Here is a 12,487-nt window from a genome sequence, read left to right as displayed (position 1 = left end):
ATGCAAAAAATTGTAAGTTTTTTTATTTTCCCTCTTTCTATTTTGGTGATTTTGTATTAAAATATAACCTAGAGAGAAATATTTATAGTAAAACAGAACGGCAAAATAGAAAAATAAACTGTAGATGAGAAGGGATTGAATTGGGATGATATCGAATCAGGTGCTTCAAAATACTCTGGAAGGATTAAAAGAAATATCAAGAACGGAATTTTGTGTTATTGACACAGAGGGCAAAGTACTGGCCAGCACTTTTGCGGATTTTTCCATCGCAGCAGCAGATGTACAGGCTTTTGTAGAATCCCAGGCTGACAGCCAGCTGGTAAAGGGATTTCAGTATTTTAAGGTGTGCGATGACTATCAACTGGAATATATTCTGGTAGCACACGGCGATGATGAGGATACCTATATGGTAGGTAAGCTTGCTGCATTCCAGATTCAGAATCTGATCATAGCATATAAAGAACGTTTTGATAAAGACAGCTTTATCAAGAACCTTCTTCTTGATAATCTTCTTCTGGTGGATATTTATAACCGTGCGAAGAAATTACACATAGAGGCAGATGTGCGCCGTGTGGTTATGATCCTGGAAATGCCTCAGGAGAAGGATCACAGCTCCATGGAGAGTGTAAAGAGTCTCTTTGGCGGTAAGAGCAAGGATTTCATTACAGCAGTGGATGAGAAGAGTATCATTGTAGTCAAGGAACTGGATGAGGGCGAAAATTATCCAGAGATGGATGCTCTGGCTCATACTATTCTGGATACACTGGGAATGGGAAATGACGGCAGGACTCATATGGCATACGGTACCATTGTCAATGAACTGAAGGAAGTATCACGTTCATACAAAGAAGCCAGAATGGCTCTGGATGTAGGAAAGATCTTCTTTGGAGATAAGGAAGTGATCGCCTACAGTTCCCTGGGAATCGGACGACTGATCTATCAGCTTCCTATACCGCTGTGTAAAATGTTTATCAAAGAGATCTTTGGCGGAAAGTCTCCGGACGATTTTGACGAAGAAACTCTTGTAACCATTGATAAATTCTTTGAAAACAGTCTGAATGTTTCTGAGACCTCCAGACAGCTTTATATTCATCGAAATACTCTGGTTTACCGTCTGGATAAACTTCAGAAGAGCACAGGACTTGACCTTAGAGTATTCGAGGATGCCATCACCTTTAAGATTGCCCTGATGGTAGTGCGATATATGAAATATATGGAGACTCTGGAATACTGATAACGCAGAATAAAAATGATTGGTCTTTACCTGCCTGCAGTGTATTTATCTGCAGGCAGTATTTATGTAAAAGTCAATATCCGGTCACATATCCGGAGCTTTATTGGAGTAGACTGTGACAAAAAATATGAACAATCTATGAAACACCAAGAATCCTCTTGCCAAATGACAAAACATATATTACAATAATGTTACGAAAAGATTAATAACCCCACTGGAGGAATGAATAAATGATAGATCTGATAGATGTAAGTAAATCCTATGGGCCCGGACTTCCTGCCGTGAACCATGTAAACCTGCACGTAGACAAAGGTGAATTTGTATTCGTAGTAGGAAGCAGTGGTTCAGGTAAAACAACGATGATCAAGCTTCTCATGAAGGAACTGGATTCCACATCCGGACAGACAATTGTAAGTGGTGAACGCCTGGAGGGAATGAAGCACAGGAGAGTTGCAAAATATCGCAGGAAGCTTGGTGTAGTTTTTCAGGATTTCCGATTACTGAAGGACAGAAATGTATATGAAAATGTAGCCTTTGCACAGCGTGTGATCAACCGTCCCACCCGTGTGATCCGTAAACGTGTACCTGAGGTTCTTCAGGAAGTTGGTCTGGCCGGCAAATACAAATCCTTTCCTGATGAGCTTTCCGGTGGAGAACAGCAGAGGGTAGCCCTGGCAAGAGCACTGGTAAACCGCCCGGATATTCTTCTGGCAGATGAACCTACCGGAAACCTGGATCCAAAAACTTCTGAAGAGATCATGAAGCTTTTGGAGCAGATCAATGACAGAGGAACTACAGTTCTGGTAGTAACACACAATAAGGAAATTGTAAATGCCATGCGTAAGAGGGTAGTAACCATGCATGAGGGTTCCATAATAAGCGACGAGAAAGAGGGAGAATATCATGAGGCCTAGTACAATATGGTATACCCTGAAGCAGGGTATCAAAAACATAAAAAGAAACTGGATGTTTTCCCTGGCATCTATTATCACTATGGCTGCCTGCATTTTTCTGTTTGGAATTTTTTTCTCCATTGTAAATAATGTAAATAATATTGCACATAAAGTAGAGTCAGAGGTTCCGGTCACAGTATTTTTTGATGAAGGGACCAATAGTAAGCAGATGAAAGCAGTAGGAAAGCAGATCAAAGCCCGTCCGGAAGTGGAGAAGATTGAGTTCCAGTCAGCAGAGGATGCGTGGAAAGAGTATAAAGACAAATATTTCCAGGGTTCTGATGCAGCAGACGGATTTAAGGATGACAATCCTCTGGCAAATTCAGCCAATTACCGGGTTTATATGAATGATATTACCAAACAGACAGAACTGGTTTCCTATATCCAAAGTCTGGAACATGTCAGAATGGTAAATCAGTCAGAAGAAGCTGCCAAAACACTGGGAAACATAAATAAGCTGGTATCCTATGTTTCCATCGCGATCATTGCACTTCTTCTTGTTATTTCTGTTTTCCTGATCAGCAATACCATATCCGTTGGTATTGCAGTCCGCAAGGATGAAATCGGGATTATGAAATACATAGGTGCCACAGATTCCTTTGTCCGGGCTCCCTTTATGCTGGAAGGAATCGTACTTGGAATTATTGGGGCAGCAATTCCGCTGATTGGCCTGTATTTTGGATATAATGCAGCAATCTCCTATATTCTGAATAAATTTAATGTACTGACCGGAGTGGTGGATTTTATTCCTGTTCTGGAGATGTACCGGACTCTGCTGCCGATCAGCCTGGGGCTGGGAATAGGCATTGGATTAATAGGAAGCTTCTTTACAACAAGAAAACACTTACGAGTATGACAATTGTTACTGAGAACAGTGAGAAAAGGTCAGGCTGCCGGACGGAAAACGGCAGCCTTTTTTAACCGAATCAAGCAAGTCCCCTGCGGGGGTATGAAAAGCAATAAGCAATAAGCAGTGGGTGGGGACTTTGGCAGAAGGCGGGAAAATAAAAAACAGGAGACAGAACATGAAGAACAGAGAATTCTGGAAAGGAGCACTGGCAGGAGTCCTGATTACTGCCTGTGTAAGCACCGGGGTTTATACAGGAGTGAATTATTTCAGGGGAGATACAGTACTTGGAGATCGGAAATGTACGGAAAAACTCACATATCTGGAAAGCATGATCGATCAATATTATCTGGGAGATAAGGATGAGGAGAAACTGAAGGAAGGATTGTATACAGGTTTGCTCTATGGCCTGGATGATCCCTACTCCAGGTATTATACTGCAGAGGAATATGAGGCGGAGAATACCTCCAATCAGGGTTCCTATGTGGGAATCGGTATCCTGATGTCCAAGAATAAAGAGGGCGGCGTACGTGTGGAAAAATGCTATGAAGGTGGCCCCGGGGAAGAAGCAGGACTGAAGGAAGGGGATATTATCAGTGCTGTTGACGGTGAGGACATTACAGATATGGAAGTCTCAGATGTGGCTGGACTGGTTAAAAATTCTGACAAAGACAGTATTGTTCTTACTGTTCATCGGGAAGGGGTAAAGGAAGCTATGGAGCTTACAGTTTCCATTACAGATGTGGAGCTTCCTTACGTGTTCCATGAAATGCTGGAGGATCAGATTGGATATATCCGTATTACAGAATTTGCAGGTGTAACTGCCGAACAGTACAGAAAGGCTTTTGCAGATCTGGATTCCCAGGGGATGGAAAAGCTGATCGTAGACCTTAGGGATAATCCTGGCGGTCTGTTGGATTCTGTCTGCGAAATCCTGCGGGATATTTTGCCTGAGGGATTGATTGTATATACAGAAGATAAAGAAGGAAACCGTACAGAAGAAAAATGCGATGGAGAAAATGAACTGCAGCTTCCTCTGGCTGTTCTGGTTAATGAAAGCAGCGCCAGTGCATCGGAGATTTTTGCAGGAGCTGTGCAGGATTATGGAATCGGAACCATTGTGGGCACTACTACATATGGAAAAGGGGTAGTACAGTCTATCCGTCAGTTGAACGATGGAAGTGCAGTGAAGCTTACCATTGCCAATTATTATACACCTAAGGGAAATAATATTAATAAAATCGGGATCAAACCGGATATAGAGGTTTCTCTGGATAATAACCTGCTGAATAAGACCAGAGATGAAATCACACATGATGAAGATAATCAGCTTCAGGCTGCCATAAAGGAAGTAATGAAAAATAGAACAGAATAACAGTTTGTATTGAGAAACACAGCTGTACATGGTACAATTTAAAGGAATATCCCATTGATAATAAAAAGAAAAAAGAGGATGGAGAATATGAGAGATTATGTGATTACCACAGACAATAATGCGGATCTCCCGGATCAGTATCTGGAAGAGCACCAGGTAGGCTGCACCTATCTGAGTTATTCCATGAATGGACAGAATTATACTCATGAGAATTTTCTGCCGGTGCATGAGTTTTATGAAGCTATGAGAAAGGGTGCCATGCCCACCACTGCACAGGTAAATCCAGAGACAGCTAAAATGTTTATGGAGCCATATCTGAAGGAAGGCAAGGATATACTGCATATTGCTTTCTCTTCAGGTTTAAGCGGAACCTACAATAGTACAAGGATTGCAGCAGATGAACTGCAGGAGGAATATCCGGATCGGAAGATTATAGTGGTAGATTCTCTTTCTGCTTCTCTGGGACAGGGACTTCTGGTATGGCTGGCACAACAGAAAAAAGAATTGGGCCAGACAATGGAGGATGTTGCAGACTGGGTAGAGAAAAACAAGCTGAAAATGGTACATTTGTTTACTGTGGATGATCTGAACCATTTATACAGAGGGGGACGTGTTTCCAAAACAACTGCAATTGTAGGAAGCATGTTAAATATCAAACCTGTGCTTCATGTAGATAATGAGGGCAAACTGACCGCAATCGGTAAAGTCCGCGGTAGAAAGAAAGCACTTCAGGAGCTGGTAAAGCTGATGGATGAAAAAATCGGAAGCTTTGGAGCGGGCTGCGATACTATTTTTATCAGTCATGGCGACTGCGAACAGGATGCACAGTATGTTGCGGAAAAGGTGAAGGAAAAATATAATATAAAGAACATCATTATTAACCAGGTAGGTGCTACCATCGGTGCACATTCAGGCCCGGGAACTATGGCGTTGTTTTTTGTGGGAGATGTGCGATAAGGTTATACAGCACGTAAAAGGCTGTCGAAATATCAGAATGGATATTCCGGCAGCCTTTCTCTATAGCATCATGTATATACAGGTAAAAAACAGTTATAGCAGTATTCTATAAAATATTGATAACAGACAGGAGAAATTATGCAGATAGAAAATTTTACACAGGAACTGATACAGCTGAGGCGGCATTTCCACCAATATCCGGAGCTTGCCCTGCAGGAATATGAGACCTCCGCATATATAAGGCGTTATCTGGAAAAACTGGGATATACCATTACGGAAGTCCCTCCAACAGGACTGATAGCAGAGCTGCCAGGTCTACAGAAGCGGGAAAAGATGGTAGTAGTCCGGGCAGAGATGGATGCTCTTCCCATAACAGAGAAAACAGGTTTGCCCTATGCAGCAGACAATGGCTGTATGCATGCCTGCGGACACGACTGCATTATTGCATCTGCCCTGATCTTGGCAAAGATTGTGGCCAAAGAGCAGGAGGATTTCCCAGTGAGGGTACGTTTTCTCTTTGAGCCGGCAGAGGAAATCGGGGAAGGAGCCAGACGGATGCTGCAGGCAGGGGCTATGGAGGAGCCCAGGCCGGATGCCTTTGTCATGTTTCATTATGCCTCTGATCTGCCTTTTGGAATGGCAGTCCATCGGGGACAGGCTTCTTCTATGATCAATAGTATGGAGCTTCATGTCCGGGGGAAATCCAGCCACTGGTGTGAAGCGCAGAAAGGCATAGACAGTATCTATGGGGCAGCTCAGGTCATCAATGCCATTCATGATCTGAATGAGAACTTTGGCAGAGAACATCCGGATGTTGGAAAATATATTCTGGGAATCGGAACTGTGCAGGGAGGTAAATATACCAACATTATTGCAGATCATGTAGTAATGAACGGAAATATCCGCGCAGCTTATGAGGAAACTTATCATGCCCTGAAAAAAGAGCTGGAAGAGAAGCTGGTGGAGATCGGGCAGCAGACCGGCACACAGATTACCATGGATTTCCCCAAAGAACCAGTCTATCCTTTTGCCAATGATGATGGGCTGGTGGATATTGCGTGTCAGGTGGGAAATAAGATTTTCGGAAACCGCTTTATTCTGGAAGGCGAAGATGAATTATTCCTTTCCGGAGATAATGCTTACCGTTATTTCCGCGAAACAAAAGGCCTCTTCGCCGTATTCCTGGCCGGAATCCCTGGAAAAAGCCACCCCCTCCACCACAACCAGTTCCAGATCGACGAAGCAGTACTGCCCAGCAGTGTGGAGGCGTTGTATGAGATTGTGAAGGGAATCTGAAATTTTAAAAAGTGTGAGCAAAGTAGCGAACATCCAATTCTTGAATGTGAGTGCAGACATATTGTGGATGCAGATTTCTGCATTTTGTGTTAGTATAGAGGAGTAAATACAACTTGCGAAATTGCATAAGTGATTCGCAGATCATTTATTTCAATATTTGAGGTTTGAGAGCAGTGCAAATTCATAGAGAAAATTAGAACTGTGATTTATCTAAATTAAATGATTTTATGAAAAGAAAGCAGGTGAAACGCAATGAACGTTATATGTTTCCATAACCCAGATGAAGAAAATGGCTATTTAAAACGACAACTTGTTGATACAGGTGATGCTGTGTTAGCTGAATGCGCAGTAAAAGATCAAATCTGGGGAATAGGTTTATCCATGGGAGATCCAAACAGGTTTGAGCGAAGCAAATGGAAAGGCAACAATCTTCTGGGATATGCTTTAATGTTAGTCAGAGAACAGTTATAAACGGAGGAACATAAAACAAATGCAGATGGAGTTAGCCAAAACATTGCGAAATTACGACAGAAAAAATTTATCAAAGGACATCCTCACCGGGCTGATTATTATGGCTGTCTCGATCCCGATTTCCATGGGCTATGCCCAGATTGCGGGGCTGCCGGCGGTTTATGGACTGTACGGATCTGTATTCCCGATCATTTTGTTTGGGCTGTTTTCCACATCACCCCAGTTCATCTTCGGGGTGGATGCAGCACCAGCGGCATTGGTTGGGGCAGCACTGGTGGACATGGGAATCCAGAGTGGTTCGAAACAGGCCATGGCGGTTGTGCCGGTGCTGACATTTTTTGTGGCAGTCTGGCTGTTTATATTTGCATTTTTTAAAGCTGGAAAACTGGTAAACTATATTTCCGCACCTGTAATGGGAGGCTTTATCACAGGTATCTGTACCACAATTATTCTCATGCAGGTGCCCAAATTAATGGGCGGAACTGCAGGAACCGGAGAGTTGCCGGAGCTGGCAGAGCATATCTGGGCTACATTGGGACAGATCAATCTGCCTTCCTTGATTTTAGGTTTGGTTTCTCTGGCCATTCTTCTGGTGATGAAAAAAATCATGCCTAAGTTTCCTATGGTAGTAGTTCTGATGGTGGCAGGTGTATTATTATCCTATTTCGTCCCGATTTCCAACTGGGGAATCCGCACACTGGATGCAGTAGAACCTGGGCTGCCTGTATGGAGTATTCCTGACTTCTCTGCCATCGGTCTGAAGGAAGCAGTTATCTACAGTCTGTCTATTGCTGTAGTGATCATGGCGGAAACTTTGCTTGGCGAGAATAGCTTCGCACAGAAAAATGGTTACAGGGTAAATGCCAATCAGGAGCTGGTAGCCTTTTCCATGGGAAATCTGGCAGCAGCTCTGACAGGTTGCTGTCCGATCAATGGTTCGGTGTCACGTACCGCTATCAGTGAACAGTACCAGGGAAAAACACAGCTGACAGGAATTGTTGCAGGAATTTCCATGATTTTTGTGCTTCTGGGAGCAACCGGGCTGATCGCTTATCTGCCGGTTCCCATGCTGACTGCAATTGTGATATCCTCACTTCTGGGGGCAACGGAATTTGATCTGGCTGTACGTTTGAGGAAAATCAGCAAAAAGGAATGCCTGATCTACTGGGGCGCATTCTGGGGAGTGCTGATGCTTGGCACCATCAATGGAGTATTGATCGGTATTATTCTCTCCTTTGCAGAGATGATCATCCGTACTGCGAAACCGGCACGCTGTTTTCTGGGAGTGCAGCCGGGACACAGGCATTTCGAGGATCTTACGGAAAGCCTGCATAACTGCGAGATTGAGGGCGTGGTGATCTACCGATTCAGCAGCAGCCTGTTTTTTGCAAATATAGATATTTTACAGCAGGATATTGAGAATGCCATTGGACCGGATACCAAAGCAGTAATTCTGGATGCCAGCGGGATTGGCAGTATTGATGTTACGGCTGCGGACAGGCTTGCAATTCTGTACCGTTCTCTGAAGGCAAGAGAAATTCGTTTCTACATAACAGAGCATATCGCTGAGCTGAATGAACAGATGCGTGCACTTGGACTTGGATTTTTGATCGAAGAGGGGCGTGTACGCCGGACCATACATGTTGCATTGAAGGATATGGGAATCCATTATCCTTATCCTTTGAAGGGCAATGTAGATAATACAGAACGTTCTCCGTTCAGAAAGCGTGTGGACAACAGTGTACAGGAATTTGTCTGGGCTTTTGGTTCTGATTCCGAGGCAGAGATAGAGAAACAGATCCGTCTGCAGATTGAACAGCTGAAAGAGAACGGAGATATGCAGGAACTGCTCCATGGTCAGTGGAATCATATGGATGAACTTGATGCAGATGCATGGATTGAGCATCTGGAAGAGCATATCAAAGAAATTGTAAAGATTTCAGGACAGGATGAACAGGAACTGACCGTACGTTTTGAGAAGCATCGAAAGAAACTCCGGGAACAGATGCTGAAAGAGCATCCGGAGTTGGTGGCGATGTTCGAGGAGCGCAGGCGACTTTTGGATGAGCAGTTAGAGAAAAAATGGCCGGATGTGTATGCACTGGTTTTAAAGCAGCGTGAGAAGGATAACAGGTAAATGAAAAAGTTTAAGTTAAATGTACAGAGATATATCTGCATTTTATTATGCCTTGTTTTATATGTTACTGTGCTTCCCTTTCCTGTATCAGCAGAGAAAGAAAAAACTCGGACAATCAGAGTAGGTTGGTATGAAGGAATCTATAATACCACAGGATCAGACGGTCAGAGGAGAGGCTACAGCTACGAATACCAACAGGCAGTAGCTGCGCATACCGGTTGGAAATATGAATATGTGGATGGAAGCTGGGCAGAACTGATGAGCATGCTGAAAAAAGGACAGATCGATCTGCTGGGAGGTATCTCCTATGCAGAGGAACGCTCCACTTCCATGCTTTTTTCAGCGTTGCCTATGGGAGAGGATAGATATTACCTGTATGTGAATCCATCCAATACAGACATCTCTGTTTCAAATCTGACTACATTAAATGAGAAGAGAATCGGGATGATGCCGGATACACTTTCTGCCGAAATGTTTCATGAGTGGGAAAAAAGCCATGGAGTAAACACGCAGCAGGTTGATATTATCGATGTAGACGATGTCCGTCAGAAATTGAAAAATCATGAAATTGATGGGTTTGTTTTGAATGAATCTCCACAATGGGAAAGAGACAACATTTCACCAGCTCTTCTGATCGGCGGCTCCTATAACTATTTTGCAGTCAGCGAAAAACGCCCGGATCTGAAAGAGGAACTGGATCAGGCAATGCAGAAGATTGAGAGGGAGAATCCTTTTTATACAGACGATCTTTATAAGAGGTATCTCTCCGCAAATTCCCTTGAAACTCTTACGGATGAGGAGCAGAACTGGCTGGAACAGCATGGGGCGGTCAGAATTGGATATCTGAAAAATGATGTGGGTGTCAGCCTTGAGGATACGGAGTCAGAGAAACCGGTAGGAATTATTAACGATTATATTAGTCTGGCTTCTGGCTGTCTGGGAGAAAAAAACATAGAATTTCAGTTGACAGGCTTTGATTCCCAGGAGGAAGAGCTACAGGCATTAAAGGATAGCAGGATTGATATGATTTTTCATATGAATCAGAATCCATATGAAGCTGAGCAAAACGATGTTATATTGTCAAATACTGTTTTTGAAGTCAATGTTGCAGTACTCACAGGTGTTAAAAAGTTTGATGAAAATAAAGAGAATACAGTAGCAGTGAGAAGGAATAACCTGCTGGGAAAGTGGTATATTTCTTTTAACTATCCTTTCTGGAAAATAAAGGAATATGACTCATCCGATGAGGTTGAGAAGGCAGTTCACAGCGGTGAGGCAGACTGTTTTGTTGTGAAGGCAGGACAGTCATTAAAGACAATGGCAGACAGCAAAATGCGCAGTATTTTTCTTACGAAATCCGGGGATTCCTGCTTTGCAGTCACCAGGGACAATACAACATTAATGAATATCCTGAACAAAACCATTCAGACTCTGCCTGCTTCCAGACTTTCCAGTCAGTTTTGCGTATATGAAAACGAACCGGGAAAGGTCACTCTGACAGAATACATAAAGGATAACCTGCGAGCAGTTTCTATTGGTTTTGTAAGTACGGTTCTGGTTATTATAATGATTATAGTTTACCTGATGGTGAAAGCAAGAAAAGCCCAGATTCAGGCAGAAAAGGCTAATGCCGCCAAATCAGATTTCCTTTTCAATATGTCTCATGATATCCGGACACCCATGAATGCCCTGCTGGGATACAGTGAGCTGATAAAAAGGGAACTGACAGATCCCAAGCTTCTGGACTATCAGGAGAAGATGGAACAGTCCGGAAATCTGCTTCTGTCTATTATCAATAATGTGCTGGACATGGCCCGGATTGAAAGCGGTAAGGTGGAACTGGATGAAGATTATGTGAAGATCAGAGATATTTATCAGGGAGTTTACAAAATTTTCCAGGCGGAAGCGGAGAAAAAAGGTATTCACCTTGAGATGGAATATGATGTGCAGCATGAGCACGTAATCTGCGATGAGACAAAGAACAGGGAAATTTTCCTCAATCTGATCAGCAATGCGGTAAAATATACAGCTTCAGGGGGAAGGGTTACCATAAAGATCACAGAACTTGACTGTGACAGGAAAGACTATATGCGGATACGGACTCAGGTAATTGATACAGGTATCGGAATGAGCGAAGAATTCCTTCCATCTCTCTTTGAGGCTTTTGCCAGGGAACGAAATACAACGGCCGGAAAAGTTGCGGGGACAGGTCTGGGAATGCCGATCATAAAGAAATATATTGATATGATGTACGGAACTATTGAAGTAGAAAGTAAGCTGGGGGAAGGAAGTAAATTTACAGTTACTCTGGAATACAGGATTGCTGATAAGAGTTATTATGAACAGGATACGGAAAAATCTATAGGTATGGATGAAACAGATAGAATAAGCGGAAAACATATTTTGCTTGCAGAGGATAATGATCTGAATGCGGAAATCGCAGAGTTTATTCTGGAGGATATGGGACTTATGATTGATCGTGTTGAGGATGGAGTTCAATGTGTGGCAAGGATAGAACAGAAACCGGCAGGCACCTATGACCTGATCCTTATGGACATTCAGATGCCGAACATGGATGGGTATAAAGCAACGGAGGTAATCCGAGGCTTGTCAGATAAGAGCAAAGCAAATATTCCAATCATTGCCATGACTGCCAATGCCTTTGAGGAAGACAGAAAGAAAGCACTGGCAAAAGGAATGAACGGACATATTGCAAAACCTGTTGATGCAGAAAAAGTTGAGAAGACTATTTGTGGGGTTTTAAGCAGGCGGAGCGAACAATAGCATAAAGTATCCTTCAGACACGCCCTAAAGTGCAGAACGGGTATTCAATTGTTCGTTGCCGATTGCCGCTTTTATGAAAAAAAGCCAAGGATTCCAGGTATCAGATTTGAGATGAATGCATAGATCGAAAAGAAAAAACAGAATAAGAAATAAGGTGTGAGAGGTAGCGAAAGCTGCCTCTTTTACATATAGGACTATTTATATTGAATGTTTTTTACGAAACCGTCCAAAATATTCAATAAGGTTTGCATTTTGAATTGTAAAGAAGTATAATGTTATTGAACAAACAAGACGAAAATGTAAAAAATATTCAATAATAATTTAATTGGATAAAGTGAAAATTTATTTAATTGAATATTTTTTACGGAATTGTATAAAATGTGTAATAAAGGAGAGTGACTTATGGATATCAAGAAAAGAACGAAAAAGAATT

Annotated in this window: 8 protein-coding genes and 1 pseudogene; all 9 read left to right on the top strand. The window is 42.7% G+C overall.

The annotated features are described in order from the left end of the window. Window positions 1–145 precede the first annotated feature (145 nt). Window positions 146–1,234 carry a PucR family transcriptional regulator gene (locus H8Z82_RS14100; RefSeq protein WP_019162443.1) on the top strand — a complete coding sequence of 363 codons (1,089 nt, stop codon included), beginning with the start codon at window positions 146–148 and terminating at the stop codon, window positions 1,232–1,234. A gap of 230 nt (window positions 1,235–1,464) precedes the next feature. After that, entirely contained in the window at window positions 1,465–2,148 is a 684-nt protein-coding gene (gene ftsE / locus H8Z82_RS14095; protein ID WP_019162442.1) for a cell division ATP-binding protein FtsE, read from the top strand. Then, complete coding sequence (gene ftsX / locus H8Z82_RS14090; RefSeq protein ID WP_173743502.1) at window positions 2,138–3,043, top strand: permease-like cell division protein FtsX; 906 nt, start codon at window positions 2,138–2,140, stop codon at window positions 3,041–3,043. The genes ftsE and ftsX overlap by 11 nt, the downstream gene beginning before the upstream one ends. A gap of 169 nt (window positions 3,044–3,212) precedes the next feature. Beyond that, the gene (locus H8Z82_RS14085; protein WP_186995453.1) at window positions 3,213–4,409 is read left to right on the top strand and encodes a S41 family peptidase; all 1,197 of its coding nucleotides are present in this window, start codon (window positions 3,213–3,215) and stop codon (window positions 4,407–4,409) included. Between the two features lie 87 nt (window positions 4,410–4,496). Next, on the top strand, window positions 4,497–5,366 hold the full coding sequence (locus H8Z82_RS14080; protein ID WP_186995452.1) for a DegV family protein: 870 nt from the start codon (window positions 4,497–4,499) through the stop codon (window positions 5,364–5,366). Between the two features lie 138 nt (window positions 5,367–5,504). Further along, window positions 5,505–6,662 carry a M20 metallopeptidase family protein gene (locus tag H8Z82_RS14075; protein ID WP_186995451.1) on the top strand — a complete coding sequence of 386 codons (1,158 nt, stop codon included), beginning with the start codon at window positions 5,505–5,507 and terminating at the stop codon, window positions 6,660–6,662. A gap of 285 nt (window positions 6,663–6,947) precedes the next feature. Continuing rightward, window positions 6,948–7,133: pseudogene (locus H8Z82_RS14070) on the top strand (NADAR domain-containing protein); the annotation flags it as partial. Window positions 7,134–7,152: 19 nt separating this feature from the next. Next, on the top strand, window positions 7,153–9,270 hold the full coding sequence (locus tag H8Z82_RS14065) for a SulP family inorganic anion transporter (protein ID WP_186995449.1): 2,118 nt from the start codon (window positions 7,153–7,155) through the stop codon (window positions 9,268–9,270). After that, window positions 9,271–12,054 (top strand): ATP-binding protein, encoded by a 2,784-nt coding sequence (locus H8Z82_RS14060; protein ID WP_186995448.1) that lies wholly within the window; start codon window positions 9,271–9,273, stop codon window positions 12,052–12,054. It begins immediately after the preceding gene. Window positions 12,055–12,487 lie beyond the last annotated feature (433 nt).

The sequence above is a fragment of the Blautia difficilis genome (genome assembly GCF_014297245.1).
In the GTDB taxonomy this organism is placed as follows: Bacteria; Bacillota; Clostridia; order Lachnospirales; family Lachnospiraceae; genus Blautia_A; species Blautia_A difficilis.
This window is presented reverse-complemented; position numbering and strand designations above follow the sequence as displayed.